We start from the raw sequence: 26560 nt of genomic DNA on the forward strand, positions 1-26560 counted from the left end.
CCCTACGGCTCGCCTGAAAGCGTCATGGCCCCGGTCGAGCAGAACTTCGAGCAGATCCGCCCATTCCTGAGCGACAAGGCCGACCTGCTGCAACTGGACAACCTGCAAGCTTGGGCGCGGAGCAGTTTCGAGCGGCTGCAAGGCCTGTTCGCCTCGCGCAAGGCCAATGGCTTCACCCGCGAGTGCCATGGCGACATCCACCTGGGCAACGCCACCCTGATCAACGGCCAGGTGGTGATCTTCGACTGCATCGAGTTCAACGAACCGTTCCGCATGACCGATGTGTGGGCCGACACCGGCTTCCTCGCCATGGACTTGGAAGATCGCGGCCTCAAGTGCCTGGCACGACGCTTCATCAGCCAATACCTGGAGTTGACCGGCGATTATGAAGGCCTGGAAGTGCTGAACTTCTATAAAGCCTATCGCGCCCTGGTGCGGGCCAAGGTCGCACTGTTCAGCATGCCGGCCAATGCCGATGGCGTGCAACGGGCCACGACTTTGCGCACCTACCGCAACTACGCCAACCTAGCGGAAAGCTACAGCGCCATCCCTTCGCGGCTGCTGGCTATCACCCATGGCGTCTCGGCAGTGGGCAAGAGCCACGTGGCAATGCGCCTGGTCGAAGCCTTGGGCGCCATTCGCGTGCGCTCCGATGTCGAGCGCAAGCGCCTGTTCGGCGAACAGCCACAAGAGAACGCCGGTCAGCTGGCCTCCGGCATTTATGACCAGGGTGCCAGTGCCGCCACTTACCAACGCCTGCATCAAGTCGCAGCAACCATTCTGCGAGCCGGCTTCCCGGTGGTGTTGGATGCCACCTACCTCAAGCATGAACAGCGCCAGGCTGCGGCAGACGTCGCCAGCCAGACCGGCGTACCGTTCCTGATCCTCGACTGCCATGCACCAGAGGCGGTCATCGCCAGCTGGCTGGAGCAGCGTCAGGCCGAAAACAGCGACCCGTCGGATGCCACCCTGGACGTGGTCAAGGCCCAACAGGCCAGCCGTGAAGCACTGGATGCGCAGGAGCTGGTGCAGAGCACCCGGGTCGACACCCAGGACGCTGGCAGCATGGACCAGGTGATCGAACAGGTTCGTCAGCGCTTGCCTGGCCTGTAAGTTCGCCGTTTTCCTTTACCGGCCACTTCGCGGGCAAGCCCGTGTAGCGGCCGGTACAGGTCCTCTTATCGCCCCCGATGGCAAAAGGCCGCGTAATTCTTAACCCCCGCTACACTCCTTTCTGACCTGCTCGCGATTTATCCCCATTCCCCGTTCAGCCATCGCAAGGAGGCTCGATGAACGATGAATTGCAGCACCTGAAGAACCTTGGCAAGACCTCTGCGCAGTGGCTGCATGCCGCCGGCATCCACAGCGCATCGGATCTGCGCCGCCTGGGTGCGGTGGGTGCATACCAGGCCGTGAAGACACGAGGGTTCCGCGCCTCCAAGGTGCTGTTGTACGCCATCGAAGGCGCCCTGCTGGACATGCACTGGAACGATTTGCCGCTCGAACGTAAGGAAGCGCTAAACCAACAACTGGACGCGAAAAGCCCTACGCAAAAAAATCCAAAATAATCCTGGTAAGGGGATTGACTGTTAAATGAGAATCGTTATGATTATCACAACTGGTCGCGAGACTGGTTGGATAAGCTAAGAGCCCCTGGTTCGGACTCTCAGATTATCTCCTCATCAGGCTAATCACGGTTATTGACCCGGCAATTTGCCGGGTCTTTTTTTTGCCTGTGATTTCTACGGGGCTACCGCCGCAGCTGCGCGCAGTAATCCTGCTCCGGCATCGCTGCCGTGTACCACACATAATCGGCCTCGCCTGGTGCGACCTGCTCGCCCACCTCGGCCAGCAGCAAAACCTTGCTCTCCCCCGACGCCCCCAGGTCTGCCAGGTGCAAAGGTATGCCCAGGTCCTTGCGCACGTGATAGGCCCCGGCGAACAGCAGCGACGGCTGCGGCGCCGCCAGCAGGCGCTCGGCCATCCGGCGGTCGCGCTGCTGCTGCACGGCCAGCATCGCCGGCAGCTGGCTTTCCGGCAGCATGCCGCAATGCCCGGCGCGCACCTGCTCCAACAGGGCGGCCCTTACCGCCGGTGCATTGGACTTTTCGCCCTGCAGCGGAGCCGGCTGTCGATAGGCCTGGCGCATTTCGCCGGGTGAAATGTTGGCTGCCAGCAAAGGCACCCGCTGCTGCAAGGCTTCGCTGACAATCGGCCCGTACATCTGCCAATCCCAGCCCTCCTGCCAGGCCAGCGCCTTGGGCAGGTCTGCCGGCAAAGGCTGCCCCAGCACCTTGTCGACCAGCGGTTGCTGCTCGGGCTGCAGCATTTCCAGCAACAGGCTGCCTTGCGCACGCTGGCCCTGCAATGCACGCAGCAGCCAAAGCTGAAGCGCGTGATGGTCAGGGTTGTCATGTTTTTCGCCCACCAGCACACGGGGTGCGACAGCAAGGCGCTGCACCAGCTGCCGTGCGCTGATCATCTGGCCATCGGCAAGGTCGATGATGCGCCCCAACTCGGCATGCGTGCGCCCTTCACTGCTCTGCCAAGCGGGCATTGGCGGCAAGCTGGCCTGGCAGCCGCCCAATGACAACATCAGGCAAAACGAAAAACCGGACAGCAGCAGGTGACGCATCGGCAATGCCTCCTAGCGGGCAATGATCAGCGGATGCCCACGCTCCGGGTGCGCCTGCACCAGCACATCGAGACCGTAGACTGCTCTCAACGCCGTTGGCGTCAGCACTTCTTCAGGGGAGGCAAACGCATGGCAGCGCCCCTGCTCCAGCAACAGGATACGGTCACAGTAACGCGCCGCCAGGTTCAGGTCATGCAGGATCACCAGCACAGCAGCACCACTGTCGGCGAAGCGGCGCACGGCTTCCAGGGTTGTGTGCTGATGCAGCGGGTCGAGCATCGAGGTCGGCTCGTCGAGCAGCAATATGCTGCCCTCTTCCCCTGGCCACAGCTGCGCCAGTACGCGGGCCAGGTGCACCCGCTGCCGCTCGCCGCCAGACAACGCCAGGTAACTGCGCGCCACCAGGTGCCAGGCATCTGCCGCCTGCAAGGCTGCCTGGACAATTTCTGCATCACGCCGCTGCCCGGTGCCATGGGGCATACGCCCCATGGCCACCACTTCCTCGACCCGGAACGAGAAACCCAAGCTGGACACTTGCGGCAATACCGCCAGGCGCCTGGCTCGTTCCTGCCCAGCCCAATCGGCCAAAGGTCGCCCTTGCAGCGTCACCCGCCCATGGTCGGGCGCCAGCTCACCGCACAGCACACCCAGCAGGCTGCTCTTGCCGGCACCGTTGGGGCCAAGCACGCCCACTACTTGCCCTGGCTGCAGTTGCAGGTGAATGTCGTGCAGTACCTCATTGCTGCCCCTGCGCAGATACAGGCCCTCTACTTGCAACATCAGCTGCGCCCTCGTATCAGCAGGAACAGAAAGAAAGGCGCACCGATAAATGCCGTGACGATGCCAATCGGCAGCTCGGCAGGCGCCAGCAGCAGGCGCGCTGCCAGGTCGGCGAACAACATCAACACACCGCCGGCCAGCAGCGAGGCCGGCAACACCACGCGGTGATCGGGCCCGGCCAGCAGGCGTACCAGGTGTGGCACGACCAGGCCGATAAAACCGATCAGCCCCGCAGCAGCCACTGCCGCGCCCACGCCCAGCGCGGTGCAGAACACCAGCTCACGCTTGAGCCGCTCCACGTCAACGCCCAGGTGACGCGCCTCTGACTCACCCAACAGCAGGGCATTAAGCGCCTTGGCCCGCCGTGGCAACCACATCGCCACACCGGCCGCCACCAGCAACAATGGCCACAAGCGTTCGTAACTGGCGCCATTGAGGCTGCCCAGGTTCCAGAAGGTCAGTGTGCGCAGGGTGGCGTCGTCGGCCAGGTAAGAAAACAGCCCCACGGCCGCGCCCCCCAGCGCGGTCATGGCCACACCGGCCAATAACATCGTGGCGACGTTGGTCTGGCCATCGCGGCGGCCCAGACGGTAGACCAGCGCAGTTACTCCAAGCCCCCCGACAAAAGCGCAGAACGACAGCAGATAAGGCGCGAAAGCATCCGGCATGCCACCAAACCAGGCGCCGCCGACAATGGCGACCGCTGCCCCCATCGCTGCCCCGGCTGCAACCCCTACCAGCCCAGGGTCGGCCAACGGGTTGCGGAACAGCCCCTGCATGGCCACCCCGGACAGCGCCAGCACCGCACCCACCGCCAACCCCAGCAGGGTACGCGGCAGGCGGATCTGGCCAAGAATCATCTCGGCCTGCTGCAGGCCATCAGCAGCAATCGGCAGCCCCAACAGGCGCAGGCCGGCGCGCAGGGTGTCGAGCAGCGGCAGGCTGACAGGGCCCAGCGCAAGTGACAGCCAGACGGCCAACAGGCACAGCAGGCTCAGGCTAATGAACAATGTACGTGGCTGGACCCGCTGTTTCATTGCGCAAAGCTAGCCTGGGCTGCCGGGTAGAAAGTGGCTGCCAGCGACTGCAAGGTCGCTGGCAGGCGAGGCCCGAGCCCGCCGACCAGCAGCGTCGGGTCCAGTGACACCAGGCGTTTCTCCCGCACCGCCCGCGAAGCGGCCAGCGCGGGGTTTTCTTTCAACAGCGCCTGCAAGGCCTGCTCATCGGCCAGCGCCCGGTCGGAAAACACGATCACATCCGGGTCCAGCGCCGCCAGTGCTTCGTTGGAGAAGTTCTTGTAGCCCTGGTGCTCTGCAAGGTTGCGCCCGCCAGCCTGGCCCAACAGCCAGTCACCCGCCGTGCCCTGCCCGGCAATCAGCGGCTTGGCGCCGGCATGGCCGACCAGCAACACCACCCCAGGCGCCTGTTGCCCGGCCTGGGCCTGCTTGACCTTGGCGTGCAACGCATCAAGCTGCTGGCGGTAGTCCGTCGCCAGCGTCGCAGCCTGCTGCTCTGCGCCGAGCAACTGCCCCAGATGCTTGAGGTTTTCGTCCACCGCCGCCAGCTCGGCCTTGCTGGAGAACAACTCGACCCGCACGCCCGCCTTGCGGATTTGCGCCAGTACCGGTGGAGGCCCCATTTCCTCGGTGCCCACCAGCACATCCGGGCGCAGGCTGAGAATGCCTTCGGCCGACAACTGACGCTGGTAACCCACGCTAGGCAGCGATTTCAACGAAGCCGGGTGCTGGCTGGTCGTGTCCACTCCGACCAGGCGGGCTTCACCGCCCAGCGCGGCTATCCACTCGCTCAGGGCGCCACCCGCGCTGACCCAGCGTTGCGGCAGTTCGGCCGCCAAGGCCTGGGTAGAAAGCACAAGGCTTGCGCATAAGGCGAGCAAAGCGGCGGGACGGCGCATCATCGGGTTCCTTCTGAAGGCGGGCCGCGCGCCTTGTGGCGAGCGACGGAACTGCGCACCATAGACAGTCAGGCGCAGCGAATGCGGGCAATTTGATAATTATTCGCATTGAAGCGTCAAGCCATCACGTGTTTCACGAGTCGTCCTTGCCATGCATTTCCTTTGTAACTCCCACGGCCTGGCCGAAGGCCAAAGCCGCGCCTTCAGCGTAGACGGGCTCGAACTGTTCGGCGTGCGCCGCCAGGGCCAGGTTTACCTGTACCGCAACCGCTGTCCACACCGGGGCATCCCGCTGAACTGGGCAGAAGACGCGTTTCTGGACGACGGCGCCAGCCTCATCCACTGCGCCCATCATGGCGCGCTGTTCCTGATAGAAAGCGGCGAATGCGTGGCCGGCCCCTGTGAGGGTGATCAACTGCAGGCCCTGGGCTGCCTCGAAGACAGCCAGGGCATCTGGTTCAAGGGTTAAGCAGCACTGGCAAGCGGCGGTCGATGACGATGCCTTCGGCATCCAACCGGGTGCCGTAGGCCAGCACCTCCACCCCATCCGCCACAGCGGCACGCAGCGCCTGGGCATACGCCGCATCGATTTCCTCGGCCGGGCGCACGGCTTCTACATCGGTCAGGTTCACGCAATACAGCTGCACCGCCCGCACCCCCTGCCGCGCCAACTTCGCCAGCTCGCGCAAATGCTTGGCACCGCGCTGCGTCACCGCATCGGGAAAGGCTGCGACTGCAGTGTCGGGGTAGCCCAGGGTCACGCTCTTGACCTCGACATAAACCGGGGCCCCGTCGAACTCCAAACGAAAGTCGATGCGGCTGCCTTCCTCGCCATAGGCCACTTCACGCTTGAGCGCGGTAAAGCCGGCCAACTCGGCGATGGTGCCGGCCCGCAGCGCCTCTTCGACCAGCGCATTGGCCCGCCCAGTATTCACACAGGCCAGCCGCCCTTGTGGGGTTTCGCTGATCTCCCAGGTGCCCGGCAGCTTGCGCTTGGGGTCGTTGGAGCGGCTGAACCACACCAGCCCGCCTTCACGCATGCAGTTGAGCATGGAACCGGTGTTCGGGCAGTGGATGGTCATCTGCTCGCCGCTGGTCAGTTCGATATCGGCCAGAAAGCGCTTGTAGCGGCGCAGCAGGCGGCCCTGTTCAAGAGGGGGAAAGAAACGCATCAGCCTTGCCAGCTCCGCAGGCCACGGGCAATACGCTGCACCGCCTCTTCCAGGCGCGGCAGGCTCTGGGTGTAGGCAAAGCGCACATGGTGCCCGGCCAGGTGGCGGCCGAAGTCCAGGCCCGGCGTGAAGGCCAGGTGCTCGGTCTCCAGGAAGTGTCGGCAAAAGGCGAACGCGTCACCGCCAAATGCGCTGATGTCGGCATACAGGTAGAACGCGCCCTGCGGCTCGACGGCAATGCGGAAGCCCAGTTCGCGCAGGGCGGGCAGCAAATAGTCGCGACGGCGGGCGAACTCGGCGCGGCGCTCTTCGAAAATGGCCAGGGTTTCGGGCTGGAAGCACGCCAACGCGGCATGCTGGGCCATGCTCGGTGCACTGATGTACAGGTTTTGTGCCAGCTTCTCCAGGTCAGCCACCGCGCCGGGTGGGGCCACCAGCCAGCCAAGGCGCCAACCGGTCATGCCGAAATACTTGGAAAAACTATTCAGGACGAACGCCGAGTCGTCCACTTCCAACACGCTAGGTGCGTCCATGCCATAGGTGAGGCCATGGTAGATCTCGTCCACCACCAGGTGACCATGCCGCTCGTGGGTGGTTTTGGCAAGGCTGGCCAGCGCCTCGCGCCCCAGCACCGTACCGGTCGGGTTAGCCGGTGAAGCGACCAGCGCACCGACCGAGTCCTTGTCCCAGTAACGCTCGACCAGGTCAGCGGTCAGCTGGTAATTCACCTCCGGGCCCACCGGCACCAGCTGCGCCCCACCCTCTACCAGGCGCAGGAAGTGGCGATTGCACGGGTAACCCGGGTCGGCCAGCAGCCAGTGCTTGCCCGGGTCGACCAACAGGCTGCTGGCCAGAAGCAGCGCGCCAGAGCCACCTGGGGTAATGAGAATGCGCTCCGGATCGATACTCAGGCCATAGCGCTGGCCATAAAAGCCGGCAATCGCTTCGCGCAGTGCCGGCAGGCCGCGTGCGGCGGTGTAACGGGTGTGCCCGGCGGCCAGTGCGGCCTGGCCGGCGGCGACGATGGGCGCGGCGGTGGTGAAGTCCGGCTCGCCAATTTCCAGGTGGATCACGTCGTGCCCGGCCGCCTGCAGCTCGTTGGCCCGGGCCAGCAGCGCCATGACGTGGAAGGGTTCGATGGCGCGGCTGCGCGCACTGTAGGGGTGGGCCATGACCTTCTCTCAATTGGGTCTAAACTGGAGATTCTACCTCTGCACACCACCGAACGTGTGGCTTGCGCCGCTGTCAATTGCCAGTAACAGGCGGGGTAGCGCACCCCCGATCTATCTGGTAAGTTCGGCGGCTCGCAGTCGCAGGGCCGGCGGGTGCCGGAGATGGAGCAGCCTGCGCATTGGATCAGATGAGTGAGAGGCGGTCTATTCATGTCCACCGTAGAAAAGCAAAAAGCCCAGACCATGTACGGTGTCGAGCCCTACGTAGAAACCAAGGGTGAAGAGTACATGGGCGAGCCCATGAAAAAGCACTTCACCAAGCTTCTTGGCGCGTGGAAGCAAGAGCTGATGACCAGTGTGGACCGCACTGTGGACCACATGAAGGACGAAGCAGCCAACTTCCCCGACCCGGCCGACCGCGCCAGCCAGGAAGAAGAATTCGCCCTGGAGCTGCGTAATCGCGATCGCGAACGCAAGCTGATCAAGAAAATCGACAAGACCCTCGACAAGATCAAGGCCGATGAATACGGCTGGTGCGAATCGTGCGGTATCGAAATCGGCCTGCGCCGTCTGGAAGCCCGTCCTACCGCAGACCTGTGCTTCGACTGCAAGGAAATCGCCGAGAAAAAGGAAAAAACGGTCGGCAAAGGCTGATCTTTCTTCCACCTGAACGGGGCGCTTGATGCGCCCCGTTTCATTTATGTGCCCAGCCTGACCATGACCAACTCCAGCTACATCGGGCGCTTCGCCCCCACCCCCAGCGGCTTCCTGCATTTTGGCTCGCTGGTCGCCGCCCTCGCCTCCTGGCTCGATGCCCGCGCCGTCAATGGCCGCTGGCTGCTGCGCATGGAAGACACCGACCCACCCCGGGAAATGCCTGGCGCCCGTGATGCCATCCTGCAGACCCTGGAGCGTTATGGCCTGGAGTGGGATGGCGAAGTGGTGTTCCAGAGCCAGCGACACGATGCCTATGCCGCCGTGGTAGACCGCCTGTTCAACATGGGCCTGGCCTATGCCTGCACCTGCTCGCGCAAGCAGCTTGAAGGCTACAACGGCATCTACCCCGGCTTGTGCCGCAATGCCGGGCATGCCCGTGAAGGCGCGGCAATCCGCTTACGGGTGCCGGAACTGATCTACCGCTTCACCGATCGGGTGCAGGGTGAGTACCAGCAGCACCTGGGCCGTGAGGTGGGCGATTTCGTCATCCAGCGCCGTGACGGGCTGTATGCGTACCAACTGGCGGTGGTGCTGGACGATGCCTGGCAGGGTGTTACCGACATCGTGCGCGGCGCCGACCTGCTCGACAACACCCCGCGCCAGCTGTACCTGCAAGAGCTGCTGGGCTTCTCGCAGCCGCGTTACCTGCACATTCCGCTGATCGTGCAGCCTGACGGGCACAAGCTGGGCAAGTCCTACCGTTCGCCTCCGCTGCAGGTGGAGCATGCAACGCCGTTGTTGCTGCGAGCCTTGCGGGCACTGGGGCAGGACACCGACCCGGAGCTGCTGGTGGCAACGCCGGCTGAGGTACTGGCGGTAGCCCGTAAACAGTGGCGGCCAGAGGCGATTGCGCAGAAGACTACGGTGCCAGAGGCTGATTTGCGCTGAGGTTCTACCAGCCCCTTCGCGGGCACGGGCAAACCATCTCTCGAAAACAAAAGCCCAATGAATTCAAAATCTTGGCGAACACTGTGGATTCCCGCTAGCATCCCCCCCGCCATTTGCGCCAATAATAAGTCCAAGCCCGCAGCGCCCAACCATCGAGGCCAGCATGTACATCTATCGTTTGGTCCTGCTTCTGGTCGTGGGGATCTACCTGTTCTCCCCGGCCATCATGGACTGGTGGATCGAGCCGACCGGAGCCTGGTACCGCCCCTACCTGCTCTGGCTGATCCTGATCGTCGTCACCTTCATCCTGCAGAGCCAACGAGATGCCGATGAGCTTTAGCCTGACCCAGATGATCCTGATCAGCGCCGGGTACCTCATGGTGCTGTTCGGCGTGGCCTGGATCAGCGAGCGCGGGTTGATCCCGCGCTCGATCATTCGCCACCCGCTTACCTACACCCTGTCGCTGGGCGTGTACGCCAGTGCCTGGGCCTTTTATGGCTCGGTGGGCCTGGCCTACCAGTATGGCTACGGCTTCCTCGCCTGTTACCTGGGGGTGTCCGGCGCCTTCCTGCTGGCACCGGTGCTGCTCTACCCGATCCTCAAGATCACCCGCACCTACCAGCTGTCATCGCTGGCCGACCTGCTGGCGTTCCGCTTCCGCAGCACCTGGGCCGGGGCATTGACCACCATCATCATGCTCATCGGTGTGCTGCCGTTGCTGGCTCTGCAGATCCAGGCGGTGGCCGATTCGATCAGCATCCTTACCGGTGAGCCGGTCAAGGCCCGGGTAGCGTTTGCCTTCTGTACGCTGATCATCCTGTTCACCATTTTCTTCGGCTCGCGGCACATTGCCACGCGTGAGAAACATGAAGGGCTGGTTTTCGCCATCGCCTTCGAGTCGGTGATCAAGCTGCTGGCCCTGGGCGGTATCGGCCTGTACGCCTTGTATGGCGTATTCGGCGGCCCGCATGAGCTGGAAGTCTGGCTGCTACAGAACCAGACCGCCCTTGCCGCCCTGCACACCCCGCTGCAGGAAGGCCCATGGCGCACCCTGCTGCTGGTGTTCTTCGCCTCGGCCATCGTCATGCCGCACATGTACCACATGGCCTTCACCGAAAACCTCAACCCGCGCTCGCTGGTCAGCGCCAGCTGGGGACTGCCGCTGTTCCTGCTGCTGATGAGCCTGGCCGTACCGCTGGTGCTGTGGGCCGGCCTGCGCCTGGGCGCAAGCACCAACCCCGAGTACTTCACCCTGGGCCTGGGGATTGCCGCCAACAACCAGGCATTGGCACTGCTGGCCTACATTGGCGGCCTGTCGGCGGCCAGCGGCCTGATCATCGTCACCACCCTGGCGCTGTCGGGCATGGCCCTGAACCACCTGGTGCTGCCGCTGTACCAACCCCCGGCCGAGGGCAACATCTACCGCTGGCTGAAGTGGACCCGACGGGCACTGATCGTCGCCATCATCACCGCCGGCTTCATGTTCTACCTGACCCAGAACAACCACCAGAGCCTGGCCAACCTGGGCATCGTCGCCTTCGTCGCCACCTTGCAGTTTTTGCCTGGCGTGCTGTCGGTACTGTACTGGCCGACCGCCAACCGCCGCGGCTTCATCGCCGGGCTGCTGGCCGGCACCTTGGTGTGGATGGTGACCATGCTGCTGCCGCTGCTGGGCAACCTGCAGGGCTTCTACATTCCGTTGCTGGACATGATCTATGTGCTGGACGACACCAGCTGGCACATGGCGGCAATCGCCTCGCTGGCGGCAAACGTGCTGTTGTTCACCCTGATCTCGCTGTTCACCAACGCCAGCAACGAAGAGGTCAGTGCGGCCGAAGCCTGCGCGGTGGACAACGTGCGCCGCCCGCAACGCCGCGAGCTGCACGCCGCCTCGCCCCAGGAGTTCGCCACTCAGCTGGCCAAACCGCTGGGGGCCAAGGCCGCACAAAAGGAAGTGGAGCAAGCCCTGCGCGACCTCTACCTGCCGTTCGACGAGCGCCGCCCCTATGCCCTGCGCCGCCTGCGCGACCGCATCGAGGCCAACCTGTCCGGCCTGATGGGGCCGAGCGTGGCCCAGGACATGGTCGAGACGTTCCTGCCGTACAAGTCCGGTAACGAAAACTACGTGACCGAAGACATCCACTTCATCGAAAGCCGCCTGGAAGACTACCACTCGCGTCTGACCGGCCTGGCCGCCGAGCTCGATGCCCTGCGCCGCTACCACCGCCAAACCCTGCAGGAGCTGCCCATGGGCGTCTGCTCGCTGGCCAAGGACCAGGAAATCCTGATGTGGAACAAGGCCATGGAAGAGCTTACCGGCATTGCCGCCAAGCATGTGGTCGGTTCGCGCCTGCTCACCATAGACGAGCCTTGGCGCGGCCTGCTGCAAGGGTTCATCGACGTGCCCGACGAGCACCTGCACAAGCAGCGCCTGGCGCTGGACGGCCAGCCGCGCTGGCTGAACCTGCACAAGGCGGCCATCGACGAGCCGTTGGCCCCCGGTAACAGTGGCCTGGTGCTGCTGGTGGAAGACCTGACCGAGACCCAGGCACTGGAGGACAAGCTGGTGCACTCCGAGCGCCTGGCCAGTATCGGCCGCCTGGCCGCCGGCGTGGCCCACGAAATCGGCAACCCGATCACTGGCATCGCTTGCCTGGCGCAGAACCTGCGTGAAGAACGCGAAGGCGATGGCGAAATCATCGAGCTGTCCAGCCAGATCCTCGACCAGACCAAGCGCGTGTCGCGCATCGTCCAGTCGTTGATGAGCTTCGCCCATGCCGGTGGCAGCCACCAGAACAGCGAGGAACCCGTGTGCCTGGCCGAAGTGGCACAGGATGCCATCGGTCTGCTGGCGTTGAACCGGCGCAATTTCGAAGTACAGTTCTTCAACCTCTGCGACCCAGACCACTGGGCCGAAGGGGACCCGCAGCGCCTGGCCCAGGTGCTGATCAACCTGCTCTCCAACGCCCGCGACGCCTCGCCCGCCGGCAGTGCCGTGCGCGTGCGTAGCGAGACCAGTGAGCACACCGTCGACCTGATCGTCGAAGACGAGGGCAGCGGGATTCCGAAGAACATCCAGGACCGCCTGTTCGAACCCTTCTTCACCACCAAGGACCCGGGCGAAGGAACCGGACTGGGGCTCGCTCTGGTCTATTCCATCGTGGAAGAGCATTATGGGCAAATCACCATCGACAGCCCGGCCGATATCGAACGGCAACGTGGCACCCGGATCCGCGTGACCCTGCCCCGGCATGTCGTAGCGACGTCCCCTGAAATTCGAGACCGTCGAGAGAATTGAATCAATGCCGCACATTCTGATCGTCGAAGACGAAACCATCATCCGCTCGGCCCTGCGTCGCCTGCTTGAGCGGAACCAGTACCAGGTCAGCGAAGCCGGCTCGGTGCAGGAAGCCCAGGAACGCTTCAGCATTGCCACCTTCGACCTCATCGTCAGTGACCTGCGCTTGCCAGGCGCTCCCGGCACCGAGCTGATCAAGCTCGGCCAGGGCACCCCGGTGCTGATCATGACCAGTTACGCCAGCCTGCGCTCGGCGGTGGACTCGATGAAAATGGGCGCGGTGGACTACATCGCCAAGCCCTTCGACCATGACGAGATGCTGCAAGCGGTGGCGCGCATCCTGCGTGACCGGCAAAACGCCCCGGCCGCCGCACCCGCTGCCGAGCCACGCGCCAGCAATGGCAAGGCTGCCCCAGCCGATAAAAGCAGCGCGGCAGCGGCCAATGGCGAAATCGGCATCATCGGCTCGTGCCCGCCCATGCAGGACATGTACAGCAAGATCCGCAAGGTCGCACCCACCGACTCCAATGTGCTTATCCAGGGTGAGTCGGGCACGGGTAAAGAGCTGGTGGCCCGCGCCCTGCACAACCTGTCGCGCCGGGCCAAGGCGCCGATGATTTCAGTGAACTGCGCGGCCATCCCCGAGACACTGATCGAGTCCGAACTGTTCGGCCACGAAAAAGGCGCGTTCACCGGTGCCAGCGCCGGGCGCGCCGGCCTGGTGGAAGCCGCCGATGGCGGTACGCTGTTCCTCGATGAAATCGGCGAGCTGCCGCTGGAAGCCCAGGCTCGCCTGTTGCGCGTGCTGCAGGAAGGAGAGATTCGCCGGGTGGGTTCGGTACAGTCGCAAAAGGTGGATGTGCGCCTGATCGCCGCGACCCACCGCGACCTGAAGAACCTGGCCAAGGCCGGCCAGTTCCGTGAAGACCTCTATTACCGCCTGCACGTGATCGCCCTGAAGCTGCCGGCCCTGCGCGAGCGCGGCAGCGACGTCAACGAGATCGCCAGCGCCTTCCTCGCTCGCCAGAGTGCGCGCATCGGCCGCGACGACCTGCACTTCTCGGCCGAAGCCGAGCAGGCCATTCGACACTACAGCTGGCCGGGTAACGTGCGCGAGCTGGAAAACGCCGTGGAGCGCGCGGTGATTCTCAGCGAGAGCGCAGAGATTTCCGCCGACCTGCTGGGTATCGACATCGAGCTGAGCGACCTGGAAGAAGACGACATCCTCGACAACGCCCTGGTGGTGGCCAGTGCGGCCAGTGCCAGCCACGAGCCGACCGAGGACCTGTCGCTGGAAGACTACTTCCAGCACTTCGTGCTCGAACACCAGGACCACATGACCGAGACCGAACTGGCACGCAAGCTGGGCGTCAGCCGCAAGTGCCTGTGGGAACGCCGTCAGCGCCTGGGCATCCCGCGGCGCAAAAGCAACGCTACCAGCGAATAACCAGCCTGCGCACGGTACGCCGCAGCAATTGCGGCGCCTATGCGATCGAGCGCCGCGCGGGCGGCGCTCGATCGCATAGGCCCTGAACGGGCCATGGCGAGCACACCTGGCTTCAAAGCCCCCCGGTAACACATCAGTTCCCGCAAAAATCTGTTACCCAACCTTTCCGCCGTAACAGTTCCCGAGGCGTACGGTAACGAAATTTCGACATTTTCGGCGTCACAAAAATCACCAGAACACCTCAACCCCTTGATTTTGCTAGGTTTCAAAAAGTTGGCACGGCACCTGCTATATGCTTAGTACAAAAACAATAACAAGCACTGCAACCTACAATAAGAACAAGACGAAACGGCTCACGCACAATAAAAACAAGACGGCGGAGGCGCAGCTAACTGATTCTTTTGGAGAGGATGCGTGTTTGGGGCTTGCCCCACGACCAGGCAGAGAACAACAAAAACTGCACTAAAAAGCAGCGCCTGAACTGGTTGGATCGACAGATCAACGTGACATCAGCGGCCAAAGCAATCCGTTTGCTCTTAACCCCTGGTTTAGGGGTCGTCCACAAGCTTCGAGATTTGTGGACAGGGCGCTCAACAAAAACAAGAAGCCCAGCAAAAAAAACAATAAGAGCACGCAACGACTTCTTGGGGAGCTTAGGCTCCCCTTGTCGTTTCTACCCTTCTGGCAGGCATCCTGCCACCCGCCTACACCATTCCTCGAGTAAATGCTAGAATCCCCGCCCATCATGCGGCCATTCTCCTATTCTTGGCCGAACATTCCTTCACACAGTGCATCCCATGCTGAAGAAGCTGTTCCAGTCTTTCCGCCCGCCCGTACCGGGCCCGCACCACAGGCGCACCACGCCTGAGGTGATCAACAAGAGCCAGCACTCGCTGCAGCGCCACCAGTTCAGCCGCCATGCGGTGAACATCGTGGAGCGCCTGCAAAGCGCCGGCTACCAGGCTTACCTGGTCGGTGGCTGTGTCCGCGACCTGATGCTGGGCATCACGCCGAAGGACTTCGACGTCGCCACCAGCGCCACCCCCGAACAGGTTCGTGCCGAGTTCCGCAACGCGCGCATCATTGGTCGCCGCTTCAAGCTGGTCCACGTGCATTTCGGCCGTGAGATCATTGAAGTCGCCACCTTCCGCGCCCACCACTCGGAAGACGACCAGGGCGACGCCCACCGTTCGTCGCATAACGCCAGTGGTCGCATCTTGCGAGACAACGTGTACGGCACCCTGGAAGAAGACGCGCAACGCCGCGACTTCACCATCAACGCCCTGTACTACGACCCGGTCAGCGAGCGCATTCTCGATTACGCCAACGGTGTGCACGATGTGCGCAATCGCCTGCTGCGGCTGATTGGCGACCCGACCCACCGTTACCAGGAAGACCCGGTGCGCATGCTGCGTGCGGTGCGCTTTGCCGCCAAGCTCGACTTTGGCATCGAAAAGCACACCTTCCAGCCGATCCGCGGCCTGGCCCCGATGCTGCGCGAGATTCCGCCCGCGCGCCTGTTCGAAGAGTGCCTCAAGCTGTTCCTCAGCGGCCAAGGTGCTATCGCCTTCGAAATGCTGGTCGACCTGGAGTTGTTCGAGCCGCTGTTCCCTGCCAGCGCCCATGCCCTGGACGAGCGCCCAACCTACACCCACACGTTGATCAGCCAGGCGCTGAACAACACCGACCTGCGCGTGAAGCAGGGCAAACCGGTGACGCCGGCCTTCCTGTTCGCTGCACTGCTGTGGCCAGCCCTGCCAGCCCGCGTGCTGCACCTGCAGAACCAGGGTGTGCCGCCGATCCCGGCCATGAACGGTGCGGCTCACGACCTGATCGCCGAGCAATGCGCGCGCATCGCCATTCCCAAGCGTTTTACCCTGCCGATCCGCGAGATCTGGGACATGCAGGAGCGCCTGCCACGCCGCAGCGGCAAGCGCGCCGACATGCTGCTGGACAACCCGCGCTTCCGCGCCGGTTACGACTTCCTGCTGTTGCGCGAAAGCGCTGGGGAAGAAACCGACGACCTCGGCCAGTGGTGGACCGATTACCAGGATGCCAACGACAGCGAGCGCCGCGAAATGATCCGCGAGCTGGGCAACCGTGACGAAGGCACCGGCGCCGGCCCACGCAAACGCAAGCGCAGCGGCAGCAAACGCAAACGCGGTGGCGACGAGGCGTTCGAGTGACCATTCGCGCCTATGTAGGCCTGGGCAGCAACCTGGACGCACCTGCCGAGCAGTTGCGTAGCGCCTTGCAGGCGCTCGACCAGGTCGAGGCCACACGCCTGGTAGCGGCCTCGGCACTCTACACCAGCGACTCGCTGCTGCCTGGCCAGCCGCGCTATACCAACGCCGTGGCCGCGCTGGACACAACCTTGGCGCCATTGGCCCTGCTCGATGCCCTGCAGGCCATCGAGAACGACCAGGGTCGCGTGCGCAAGGAACGCTGGGGCCCGCGCACGCTGGACCTGGACATTCTGCTGTTCGGCGACCAGGTACTCGACGAGCCACGCCTGAAAGTGCCGCATTACCACATGCATGCCCGCCCCTTCGTGCTGTACCCGCTGGCCGAACTGGTACCGGGCGATTTCCGCCTGGCCGATGGCCGCGCGCTCGCACAACTGCTCGACGGCTGCCCGTTCGTCGGCCTGGAACGCCTGTAAACCGGGCGTTCCAGCCTGCCGCCCAGCAGCGGTAACGCCAGTAACACCCTGATCGTAACAATGCGGTAACAGGGTGATTGACTTCCCTTACCTCGCTCACGACTATAGGCGTCCCGTGTGGCACCAAAGTGCCGCATACCCGTATTTAGGCCCGGACGGACCTGTACCCGAACATCACACGCGATGATGTGCCGCTCCGGAAGATGACTACACGCGTTGAATGCAGTCGTTTTTTACAGCGCCTGAACGAGGAATTTCCTACATGCCTGAAGTAACCCTTACCACCCTCAATGGCCTCAAGGCCAAGGGTGAAAAAATCACCATGCTGACTTGCTACGACGCGACCTTCGCCAAGGCCGCCAGCCAGGCCGGCGTTGAAGTGTTGCTGGTGGGCGACTCACTGGGGATGGTCCTGCAGGGCCACGACAGCACCTTGCCGGTAACCACGGCAGACATGGCCTACCACACCGCCTGCGTCAAACGCGGCAACGACGGTGCGCTGATCCTCGCCGACCTGCCTTTCATGGCGCACGCTACCCCGGAGCAGGCTTTTGCCAACAGCGCCACGCTGATGCAAGCCGGCGCCCACATGATCAAGATCGAAGGCGCAGCCTGGCTTGCCGAAACCATCCGCCTGCTGGCCGAGCGTGGCGTGCCGGTGTGCGCACACATGGGCCTGACCCCGCAAACCGTCAATGTGCTGGGCGGCTACAAAGTGCAAGGCCGCCAGGAAGCCCAGGCCCGGCAGATGCGCGCCGACGCGATTGCCCTGGAGCAGGCCGGTGCGGCCATGCTGCTGCTCGAATGCGTACCCAGCGAACTGGCGGCGGAAATCACCAACGCCGTGGGTATTCCCGTAATCGGTATTGGCGCGGGCAGCGCCACCGATGGCCAGGTACTGGTGCTGCACGACATGCTCGGCTTGTCGCTGAGTGGCCGGGTACCGAAGTTCGTGAAAAACTTCATGCAAGGCCAGCCAGATATCCACAGCGCCCTCGTCGCTTATGTCGAGGCCGTCAAGCAAGTCAGCTTCCCAGGCAGCGAACACGGGTTCAGTGCATGAATACAGTCAAGACCGTCCGCGAATTGCGCGCGGCAGTAGCCCGCGCCCGCGGTGAAGGCAAACGTATCGGCTTCGTGCCGACCATGGGCAACCTGCACAGCGGCCACGCGGCGCTGGTGACCAAGGCCGCGCAGCGCGCCGATTTTGTGGTCGCCAGCATCTTCGTCAACCCGCTGCAGTTCGGCGCCAACGAAGACCTCGACAAGTACCCGCGCACTTTGGCCGCCGACCAGGAGCGCCTGCTGCAGGCCGGCTGCAACCTGCTGTTCGCGCCCGCCGTGGAAGAGATGTACCCCGACGGCATGAGCGTGCAAACCCGCGTCAGCGTGCCCCAACTTTCCGAAGGCCTGTGCGGCGCCAGCCGACCAGGGCATTTCGAAGGCGTGGCCACGGTAGTCAGCAAACTGTTCAACATGGTTCAGCCAGACCTTGCCGTGTTCGGCGAGAAGGACTTCCAGCAGCTGGCGGTGATCCGCGCCATGGTGCGCGACCTGAACATGCCGATCCAGATCATCGGCGAACCCACCGTGCGTGCCGACGATGGCCTGGCGCTGTCGTCGCGCAATGGCTACCTCACGCCTGAGCAGCGTACTGCCGCGCCAGCGCTTTACCGCACGTTGCAGCACATTGCAGCGGGCATCGGCCGTGGCCAGCGCGACTTTGCCGCGCTGGTCGCAGAAGGCCAGGCGCAACTGAACGCTGCGGGTTTCCGGCCGGATTACCTGGAAGTGCGCCATGCCGTGAGCCTGCGCCCGGCACTGATCGACGATCGAGACCTGGTGGTGATCGCGGCGGCGTACCTGGGTAACACGCGGTTGATCGACAACCTGTACCTGCATCTGGAAGAAAAGACTGCGTAACGGCATTGGGCTGCTTTGCAGCCCATTCGCGGGCAAGCCCGCTCCCACGGGCGCCCGCCAAATTCCCCCGCCATACCCATTCCCTGCAAGTGGCCTTTGCCTATAATGATGCCAGCCTGAACCCGGCAATAACTGCCGTGTCCAAGGCCTCACCACGCACCAAGGGAACCCCGCGCAATGGCGTATTACCGTACACCCCACGATGTGACGGCCCTGCCCGCCTGGCAGGCGCTTCAGCAACACCGCGACGCCATGCAAGGCTTCAGCATGCGCGAAGCCTTCGCCGCCGATGCCCAACGCTTCGACCAGTTCTCCCTGAGCTGCTGCGGCCTGTTCCTCGACTACTCGAAAAACCTGATCACCGAACAAAGCCGCGACCTGCTGGTGAACCTGGCCAACGAAGTGGGCCTGCAGGACGCCATCAAATCGATGTTCGCCGGCGAAATCATCAATGCCTCCGAAGGCCGTCCGGTGCTGCACACCGCCCTGCGACGGCCCGTAGGCGACAAGCTCAGTGTCAACGGCGTGAACGTCATGCCGGAAGTGCACAAGGTACTCAACCAGATCACCGAACTGGTCGGGCGCATCCACGACGGCCTGTGGCGCGGCTACAGCGAAAAACCGATCACCGACGTGGTCAATATCGGTATCGGCGGCTCGTTCCTCGGCCCCGAGCTGGTCTCCGAAGCGCTGCTGCCCTACGCCCAGCGCGGCGTGCGCTGCCATTACCTGGCCAATATCGACGGCAGTGAATTCCACGAGCTCTCGGCCAACCTGCGCGCCGAAACCACCCTGTTCATCGTCTCGTCAAAGTCGTTCAACACCCTCGAGACCCTGAAAAACGCCATGGCCGCGCGTACCTGGTACCTGGCCCAGGGCGGCTCGGAAGCCGAGCTGTACCGCCACTTCATCGCGGTTTCCAGCAACAAGGCCGCTGCGGTGGCGTTCGGTATCCGCGAAGAGAACATCTTCCCGATGTGGGACTGGGTAGGCGGGCGCTACTCGCTGTGGTCGGCCATCGGCCTGCCGATCGCCCTGGCCATCGGCACGGCCAACTTCAAGGAACTGCTGTCCGGTGCCTACACCATGGACCAGCACTTCCAGACCGCCCCCTTCGACAAGAACATGCCGGTGCTACTGGCCTTGCTAGGTGTGTGGTACGGCAACTTCTGGGGCGCGAACAGCCACGCGATCCTGCCGTACGACCACTACCTGCGCAACATCACCAAGCACTTGCAGCAGTTGGACATGGAGTCCAACGGCAAGAGCGTGCTGCAGGACGGCACCCCGGTGAAGACCGACACCGGCCCGGTTATCTGGGGTGGCGTGGGCTGTAACGGCCAGCACGCCTACCACCAGTTGCTGCACCAGGGAACCCAGCTGATTCCGGCCGACTTCATCGTGCCGGTCGTGAGCTTCAACCCGGTGGCCGACCATCACCAGTGGCTGTATGCCAACTGCCTGTCGCAAAGCCAGGCGCTGATGCTGGGTAAAACCCGTGAGGAGGCTGAAGCCGAGCTGCGCGGCAAAGGCCTGAACGAAGCGGATATCGAGAAGCTCGCACCGCACAAGGTGATCCCGGGTAATCGCCCGAGCAACACCCTGGTGGTCGAACGTATCAGCCCTCGCCGCCTGGGCGCTCTGGTGGCGATGTACGAGCACAAGGTGTTCGTGCAGAGCGTGATCTGGGGTATCAATGCCTTCGACCAGTGGGGCGTTGAGCTGGGCAAGGAGCTGGGCAAGGGCGTTTACCAGCGCTTGGTCGGCAGCCTGGAAGAAAGCGCCGAAGATGGCTCCACCCAAGGGCTGATCAACTACTTCCGCGGCCGCCACCGCGGGTGATCTAAAGCCTCTACGCACCTCTTCGCGGGCAATCCCGCGAAGAGGCCTGCAAGGTTGAACACCTCTCCCAGCTACACTGTCCTATCGAATAGCCGTTGCAGTCCATCGCCCCTTACAAGAGCAGGACCACCCGCCATGTTCGATATCCGCAACTATCCCCAGGCCCTGGCCGTCAGCCAATCCGCCACCCTCACCCCCGACGAATACCATCGCCTGTACCGCCAGTCGGTCGACGATCCTGACACCTTCTGGGGCGAGCAGGCCAAACGCCTGGACTGGATCAAGCCCTGGTCGAGCGTGCAGCAATGCGACCTGAATACCGGCAAGGCCCGCTGGTTCGACGGTGCACAGCTCAACGTCAGCTATAACTGCATCGACCGCCATCTAGCCCAGCGCGGCGAGCAGACGGCCTTGCTGTGGGAAGGTGACGACCCAAAAGACTCCAAGGCCATCACTTACCGCGAGCTGCACCGCCAGGTCTGCCGCCTGGCCAATGCAATGAAGGCGCGCGGGGTCAAGAAAGGCGACCGGGTGTGCATCTACATGCCGATGATCCCCGAAGCCGCCTTCGCCATGCTCGCCTGCACCCGCATCGGGGCCATACATTCGGTAGTGTTCGGCGGTTTTTCCCCCGACGCCCTGCGCGACCGCATCCTCGACGCCGACTGCCGCACCGTGATCACCGCCGATGAGGGCGTGCGTGGCGGCAAGCGTGTCCCGCTGAAACAGAACGTCGACAAGGCCCTGGCCAGCTGCCCAGCGGTCAGCAGCGTGTTGGTGGTGCGCCGCACCGGCGGCGATGTCGCCTGGGCCGAAGGCCGCGACCTCTGGTACCACGAAGTAACGGAAAAGGCCGGCGACGACTGCCCCCCCGAGCCGATGGCGGCCGAAGACCCGCTGTTCATCCTCTATACCTCCGGCAGCACCGGCAAACCAAAAGGCGTGCTGCACACCACCGGCGGCTACCTGCTGCAAGCGACAATGACCTTCAAGGTAGTGTTCGACTACCGTGACGGCGAGGTTTTCTGGTGCACCGCCGATGTCGGCTGGGTTACCGGCCACAGCTACATCGTCTATGGCCCGCTGGCCAATGGCGCCATCTCGCTGATGTTCGAAGGCGTACCCAACTACCCGGACACTTCACGCTTCTGGCAGGTGGTGGACAAGCACCAGGTAAACATTTTCTACACCGCCCCGACCGCCCTGCGCGCATTGATGCGCGAGGGCTCCGCGCCGCTGCAGGGCACCTCGCGCAAGAGCCTGCGCTTGTTGGGCAGCGTCGGCGAGCCAATCAACCCTGAAGCCTGGGAGTGGTATTTCGAGGCGGTCGGGCAGAAGCGCTGCCCCATTGTCGATACCTGGTGGCAGACCGAAACCGGCGGCATCATGCTCACCCCGCTGCCCGGCTCGCAGGCACTCAAACCCGGTTGCGCCACACAGCCCATGTTTGGCGTGCAACCGGCGCTACTGGACGAAAAAGGCAAACTGATCGAAGGCCCCGGCGCTGGCCTTCTGGTCATCAAGGCCAGCTGGCCCGGGCAGATCCGTAGCGTCTATGGCGACCATCAGCGCATGGTCGACACCTACTTCAAACCCATGCCCGGCTACTACTTCACCGGCGACGGTGCCCGCCGCGACGCCGATGGCGACTACTGGATCACCGGGCGCATCGACGATGTGATCAACGTGTCCGGGCACCGCATAGGCACCGCCGAAGTAGAAAGCGCACTGGTGCTGCATGACAGCGTCGCCGAGGCAGCCGTGGTCGGTTACCCCCACGACCTCAAGGGCCAGGGCGTCTACGCCTTCGTCACGACCATGAATGGCGTGACGCCAGACGACACGCTAAAGGCCGAGCTGCTGGCACTGGTAAGCAAGGAAATCGGCAGTTTCGCCAAACCCGAGCTGATTCAGTGGGCGCCGGCGCTACCCAAGACGCGCTCAGGCAAGATCATGCGGCGTATACTGCGCAAAATCGCCTGCAACGAGCTGGACAACCTGGGCGATACCTCGACCCTTGCCGACCCCAGCGTGGTACAGGGCCTGATCGACAAACGCCTTAACCCGTAACCGGCGGCCGCTGTTCATGGCCGCCCCGCACCGCAGGTCGCCATGGAAGCCCTTCGTCGCCGTATCGAAACCCAGGTCATGAGCCTCACCGGGCTGGCCCTCGGCCAGCTCGACCTGGAATCGCCCAAGGGCGACCCTGGCCTGTTCGGCCCGCACAGCATCAGCTGGCGGGTGCATGGCGACTTCCCGAGCATGCTGGTCGGCGGCATCAGCGCCCTGATGCTGCAGCTGTTGCATCCGTTGGCCCTGGCCGGCGTGTGGGACCACTCCAATTTCCGCGAAGACCTGCTCGGCCGCCTGCGCCGCACCAGCCAGTTCATTTCCGGCACCACGTTCGGCGCCACGGGCGACGCCGAATGGCTGATCGACAAAGTGCGCACCATTCACCTGCAAGTTACCGGCACCGCGCCGGACGGCCGCCCCTATGCGGCCAGCGACCCGGACCTGCTGACCTGGGTGCATGTGGCGGAGGTCAGCAGTTTCCTCGCCGCTCATCTGCGTTACCGCAACCCGCAGCTGCCGCGCACCGAGCAGGATGCCTATTACAACGAAATCGCCCTGATCGCCGAGCGCCTTGGCGCCCGTGACGTGCCGCGTTCGTGCCAACAGGTGGAAGACTATCTGCAACGCATGCACCCCCAGCTGCACTGCGATGCGCGCAGCCATGAAGTGATACGAATCCTGCTCGATGCCCCTGCCCCCAGCCGCCTGGCACAGCCGGTGGGCAAGCTGATGCTGCACGCCGGTATCGACCTGCTACCGGGCTGGGCACAGGCCATGCTCGGCCTGCAACATGGGCCTTTGCAGCAGCGCCTGATTCGCCTGGGCCTCAGGCGCACAGCGCCAGTACTGCGCTGGGCAATGCGCGACGGCTCGGCGCACCGGGCCAAACGGCGCATGGGCATTGAGTGAGGTCAAATGGTCGCCCCTGCGGAACTGATTTAACGTGCCATACTCCAAGCACTCCTGCTTAGACAGACGAAGCGACACATGTACAAAGGATTGACTCGCGCCGCTGGCGCAATCGTGGCCCTGGTAGCCCTCTATAGTCTGCTCGGCTTCCTTATTCTCCCCGGTGTCGCGCTGCGCATCGCCAACCAGCAGTTGGCCCAGTACGCGACCGTGCCGGCCCACCTCGAGCGGATCGAACTCAACCCCTTCAGCCTCGAGCTGACGCTGTGGGGCCTGCAGATCGGCGAGCCGGGCAAAGAGCAAGTCGCGTTCGAGCGGTTGTACGCCAACCTCTCGCTCGACAGCCTGTGGACCAAAGCCCTGCACCTGGAAGCGATCGAACTCGACAAACCACGCAACGAAGTCCTGTTCGCCAAGGACGGGGCCCTCAACCTGACCGGGTTGTTCAAGCTGCCCGCCAGTGAGGCCAAACCTGACGAGCCGCCCAGCGACCCGTTCCCGTTGCGTATTGGCAGCATCAAGCTGGTCGACGGCTACCTGCACTTCGAGGACCAGCGCCCTAGCGAGCCGATCGAATTCCTCTACGACAACATGAACCTGGAGCTGAAAAACCTCAGCACCCTGCCCAACGACAATGCCGACATGTCCCTTGTGGCCCTCGGCCCCAACGGCGGGCGTATCGACTGGAAAGGCACCCTCAGCCTGGCGCCGATCGCCTCCGAAGGCACGCTGAAGGTCACCGAAGGCAAGATGAAGGCGTTCTGGCCCTATGTCCGTGACGCCGTGCCGCTGGTGCTGGAAGACGGCGTGATCAGCCTCGACACCCACTACAAGCTCAACCTCGCCCAGCAGACCGAGTTGCAACTGGACAACGCCTCCGTGCGCATCGCGCCGTTCGCCATCAAGGCGCCGGATGGCCGCCCGTTGGCACGCCTGGCCAGCCTGGAGGTGAGCGAAACCTCTGTCGATCTGGTCAAGCAACTGGTCACCGTGGGCAAGATCCGCAGCGAGAAACTGGAAACCTGGGCCGCACTGGAAAAGGACGGCCAACTCGACTGGCAGAAACTGTTCGCCGGCCAACCGGCCAAGGCCACGCCGAAGGAAAAGGCCGAACCTGCCGCCGCCGAGCCTACGCCTGAAGAGAAAGCCGCCAAGGCGCCCAGCAAGCCCTGGCAAGTGCTGCTCAAGGATGTGCAACTGCGCAACTACCTGGTGCACCTGGCGGACCGCAGCCAGAAAGAACCGGTAGCCTTGGACATTGGCCCGCTCAACGCCGACCTGCAAGGTTTCGACAGCCTCAACCAGTCGCCCTTCACCCTCAAGCTCGACACCGGCGTGGGCAAGCAAGGCAAGCTGCAAGCGGCTGGCCAGGTCAACCTGGCGCCGATTTGGGCCAAGCTGGATGTGAGCACCCGTGACATCGACCTGCGCGTGGCCCAAGCCTACATCAGCCCGTTCATCCTGCTGGAGCTGCGCAGCGGCATGCTTTCCAGCGACCTCAAGGTAGACCTGAAGAACACCGCGCCGCTGGCGTTCAATGTCACCGGCAAAGCGCAAGTCAGCCAGTTGCACACCCTCGACACCATCAAAAGCCGTGACTTCGTCAAATGGCAGCAGGTGAACGTCGACGGCTTGTCCTACGTGCACGGCGATGCCCTGTCGATCGACAAGGTAACCCTGCTGCAGCCCTATGCGCGTTTCATCATCAACGAAGACCGCACCACCAACGTCAATGACCTGCTGATCCCACAACCGGCCGGCGCCCCGGCGAGCAACACGTCAAAGCCGGCCTCGGCCAGCAGCGGCAAGCCACTGGGCATTCACATCGGCCAGATCGACATCAAGGACGGCTCGGCCAACTTCGCCGACCTGTCGCTCACCCCCAACTTCGCCACAGCCATCCAGCAGCTCAATGGCCAGATCGGCACCATCGACAACCGCAAGCCGCTGCCGGCCAAGGTGGACGTCAAGGGCAAGGTCGACCGCTACGCACCGGTTACCATCAAGGGCGCTCTCAACCCGTTCAACCCGTTGGCCAGCCTGGACATCGCCACCAGCTTCAAGCGCGTCGAGCTGACCACGTTGACGCCCTACTCCGGTAAATTTGCCGGCTTCCGCATCCGCAAAGGCCGGCTCAACCTCGACCTGCACTACCTGATCACCAACGGCCAGCTCAAGGCCGAGAACAAGGTCGTGGTGGAGCAGCTGCAACTGGGTGAAAAAGTCGACAGCCCGGACGCGGTCGACCTGCCGATCCGCCTGGCAGTGGCACTGCTTAAGGATACCGAGGGCAAGATCTCGATCGAACTGCCGGTCACCGGCGACCTCAACAACCCGCAGTTCAGCGTGATGCCGATTGTTTGGCAAACCCTGCGTAACCTGGTGCTGCGTGCGGCACAGGCCCCGTTCAAGTTCATTGGTGGGCTGATTAGCGGCGGGGGCGCGGAAGACCTCGGCAACGTAGCGTTCGCCCCGGGTTCCAGCGAACTCAGCGGCGATGCCCAGTCGTCCCTGGACAAACTGGCATCAGCACTTAAGGAGCGCCCGGAACTGCGTCTGGAAATCGAAGGCACCAGCGCCCAGGCCAGCGATGGCCCGCTGATCGCCCAGCAACGCCTGGAGCGTGAGTACCAGGCCACCTGGTACAAGATCCTGCAGCGCCGTGGCGACAAAGTACCGGCCAATGCCTCGATGCTGGTGGTCGACGACAGCGACAAGCCGGCAATGCTTGAGGGCATCTATCGCACTCGCCTTAAACAGCAGCCGCCTGCCGAATGGGAGCAACTGGGCCGCGACGAGCGCACCGCCAAGCTGCGCGAGGCTGTGATCAAGTCCTGGGCCGAGAGCACCGCACTGCTGCGTACCCTGGGCCAGGAGCGGGCCAGCAGTATCAAGGATTACCTGGTGGACAAGGGCAAGCTGGAAGATGACCGGGTGTACTTCATCGATACCAGCCTGGGGCAGCCTGAAAGCGATGGCCGGGTGGTGACGCCGATGCATCTGGATGCCGAATAATCGCTTAAGGCAGGCCCGGCCTCTTCGGGGGTAAACCCGCTCCCACAGGTACTGCACAGTCCTTGTGGGAGCGGGTTTACCCGCGAAGGGGCCCGATCAGGTGATATCAAT

General features: G+C 63.5%; 22 protein-coding genes. 16 read left to right on the forward strand and 6 right to left on the reverse strand.

The genetic code is table 11. The annotated features are described in order from the left end of the window. Together APH42_RS17110 and APH42_RS17115 are read left to right on the forward strand one after the other, a co-directional pair. The coding region (locus APH42_RS17110) for a bifunctional aminoglycoside phosphotransferase/ATP-binding protein (protein WP_060493841.1) at positions 1–1113 on the forward strand (1113 nt) is incomplete at its 5' end. 176 nt (positions 1114–1289) lie between these two features. After that, complete coding sequence (locus tag APH42_RS17115; RefSeq protein WP_012274216.1) at positions 1290–1568, forward strand: TfoX/Sxy family protein; 279 nt, start codon at positions 1290–1292, stop codon at positions 1566–1568. A gap of 182 nt (positions 1569–1750) precedes the next feature. Here the strand turns inward: APH42_RS17115 and APH42_RS17120 are convergent, their stop codons facing one another. From APH42_RS17120 to APH42_RS17135, 4 genes are read right to left on the reverse strand one after another with little or no spacing between them, the layout of a single operon-like run. Continuing rightward, a complete protein-coding gene (locus APH42_RS17120) occupies positions 1751–2635 on the reverse strand; it encodes a ChaN family lipoprotein (protein ID WP_060493842.1) in 885 nt (294 codons plus the stop codon). A gap of 12 nt (positions 2636–2647) precedes the next feature. Continuing rightward, positions 2648–3415, reverse strand: a complete 768-nt coding sequence (locus APH42_RS17125) for a heme ABC transporter ATP-binding protein (RefSeq protein WP_012274218.1) — start codon at positions 3413–3415, stop codon at positions 2648–2650. Then, on the reverse strand, positions 3415–4398 hold the full coding sequence (locus APH42_RS17130; RefSeq protein ID WP_171577278.1) for an iron ABC transporter permease: 984 nt from the start codon (positions 4396–4398) through the stop codon (positions 3415–3417). Before APH42_RS17130 ends, APH42_RS17125 begins: the two co-directional genes overlap by 1 nt. Positions 4399–4448: 50 nt before the next feature. Further along, a complete protein-coding gene (locus tag APH42_RS17135) occupies positions 4449–5333 on the reverse strand; it encodes a hemin ABC transporter substrate-binding protein (protein ID WP_060493843.1) in 885 nt (294 codons plus the stop codon). A gap of 148 nt (positions 5334–5481) precedes the next feature. Here APH42_RS17135 and APH42_RS17140 point away from each other — a divergent pair, with 148 nt between their 5' ends. Beyond that, entirely contained in the window at positions 5482–5799 is a 318-nt protein-coding gene (locus APH42_RS17140; RefSeq protein WP_012274221.1) for a Rieske (2Fe-2S) protein, read from the forward strand. Here the strand turns inward: APH42_RS17140 and sfsA are convergent. Further along, positions 5789–6502: a DNA/RNA nuclease SfsA gene (sfsA, locus tag APH42_RS17145; RefSeq protein WP_012274222.1), complete on the reverse strand. Its 714-nt coding sequence runs from the start codon at positions 6500–6502 to the stop codon at positions 5789–5791. The two genes, APH42_RS17140 and sfsA, sit on opposite strands and share 11 nt — an antisense overlap. Next, positions 6502–7674, reverse strand: a complete 1173-nt coding sequence (locus tag APH42_RS17150; protein WP_060493844.1) for a pyridoxal phosphate-dependent aminotransferase — start codon at positions 7672–7674, stop codon at positions 6502–6504. Before APH42_RS17150 ends, sfsA begins: the two co-directional genes overlap by 1 nt. A 210-nt stretch (positions 7675–7884) precedes the next feature. On the opposite strand from APH42_RS17150, the gene dksA reads away from it, so the two are divergent. The 13 genes from dksA to APH42_RS17215 all read left to right on the forward strand — a co-directional run bounded on the left by dksA (position 7885) and on the right by APH42_RS17215 (position 26449). Next, positions 7885–8328 (forward strand): RNA polymerase-binding protein DksA, encoded by a 444-nt coding sequence (gene dksA, locus APH42_RS17155; RefSeq protein ID WP_012274224.1) that lies wholly within the window; start codon positions 7885–7887, stop codon positions 8326–8328. 63 nt (positions 8329–8391) lie between these two features. Then, positions 8392–9279 carry a tRNA glutamyl-Q(34) synthetase GluQRS gene (gene gluQRS, locus APH42_RS17160; protein ID WP_060493845.1) on the forward strand — a complete coding sequence of 296 codons (888 nt, stop codon included), beginning with the start codon at positions 8392–8394 and terminating at the stop codon, positions 9277–9279. A gap of 163 nt (positions 9280–9442) precedes the next feature. Further along, a complete protein-coding gene (locus APH42_RS29905; protein ID WP_003250005.1) occupies positions 9443–9619 on the forward strand; it encodes a hypothetical protein in 177 nt (58 codons plus the stop codon). After that, positions 9603–12578: a sensor histidine kinase gene (locus APH42_RS17170; protein ID WP_012274226.1), complete on the forward strand. Its 2976-nt coding sequence runs from the start codon at positions 9603–9605 to the stop codon at positions 12576–12578. The genes APH42_RS29905 and APH42_RS17170 overlap by 17 nt, the downstream gene beginning before the upstream one ends. A 4-nt stretch (positions 12579–12582) precedes the next feature. Continuing rightward, positions 12583–14025, forward strand: a complete 1443-nt coding sequence (locus APH42_RS17175; RefSeq protein WP_012274227.1) for a sigma-54 dependent transcriptional regulator — start codon at positions 12583–12585, stop codon at positions 14023–14025. A 797-nt stretch (positions 14026–14822) separates the two neighbouring features. Continuing rightward, positions 14823–16211 (forward strand): polynucleotide adenylyltransferase PcnB, encoded by a 1389-nt coding sequence (locus APH42_RS17180; RefSeq protein ID WP_012274228.1) that lies wholly within the window; start codon positions 14823–14825, stop codon positions 16209–16211. Then, the gene (gene folK / locus APH42_RS17185) at positions 16208–16687 is read left to right on the forward strand and encodes a 2-amino-4-hydroxy-6-hydroxymethyldihydropteridine diphosphokinase (protein WP_012274229.1); all 480 of its coding nucleotides are present in this window, start codon (positions 16208–16210) and stop codon (positions 16685–16687) included. The genes APH42_RS17180 and folK overlap by 4 nt, the downstream gene beginning before the upstream one ends. A gap of 262 nt (positions 16688–16949) precedes the next feature. Next, the gene (panB, locus tag APH42_RS17190; protein ID WP_012274230.1) at positions 16950–17750 is read left to right on the forward strand and encodes a 3-methyl-2-oxobutanoate hydroxymethyltransferase; all 801 of its coding nucleotides are present in this window, start codon (positions 16950–16952) and stop codon (positions 17748–17750) included. Continuing rightward, positions 17747–18610, forward strand: coding sequence for a pantoate--beta-alanine ligase (gene panC, locus APH42_RS17195; protein WP_060493846.1), 864 nt, complete (start codon positions 17747–17749; stop codon positions 18608–18610). The genes panB and panC overlap by 4 nt, the downstream gene beginning before the upstream one ends. 177 nt (positions 18611–18787) lie before the next feature. Then, positions 18788–20452 (forward strand): glucose-6-phosphate isomerase, encoded by a 1665-nt coding sequence (gene pgi / locus APH42_RS17200; protein ID WP_012274232.1) that lies wholly within the window; start codon positions 18788–18790, stop codon positions 20450–20452. Between the two features lie 135 nt (positions 20453–20587). Beyond that, positions 20588–22522, forward strand: coding sequence for an acetate--CoA ligase (gene acs / locus APH42_RS17205; protein ID WP_060493847.1), 1935 nt, complete (start codon positions 20588–20590; stop codon positions 22520–22522). 42 nt (positions 22523–22564) lie between these two features. After that, a complete protein-coding gene (locus tag APH42_RS17210) occupies positions 22565–23434 on the forward strand; it encodes an oxygenase MpaB family protein (RefSeq protein WP_012274234.1) in 870 nt (289 codons plus the stop codon). Between the two features lie 78 nt (positions 23435–23512). Beyond that, positions 23513–26449 carry a DUF748 domain-containing protein gene (locus APH42_RS17215; protein ID WP_060493848.1) on the forward strand — a complete coding sequence of 979 codons (2937 nt, stop codon included), beginning with the start codon at positions 23513–23515 and terminating at the stop codon, positions 26447–26449. The last annotated feature ends 111 nt before the right edge of the window (positions 26450–26560 follow it).

The sequence above is a fragment of the Pseudomonas sp. NBRC 111140 genome, from assembly GCF_001320885.1.
In the GTDB taxonomy this organism is placed as follows: Bacteria; Pseudomonadota; Gammaproteobacteria; order Pseudomonadales; family Pseudomonadaceae; genus Aquipseudomonas; species Aquipseudomonas putida_P.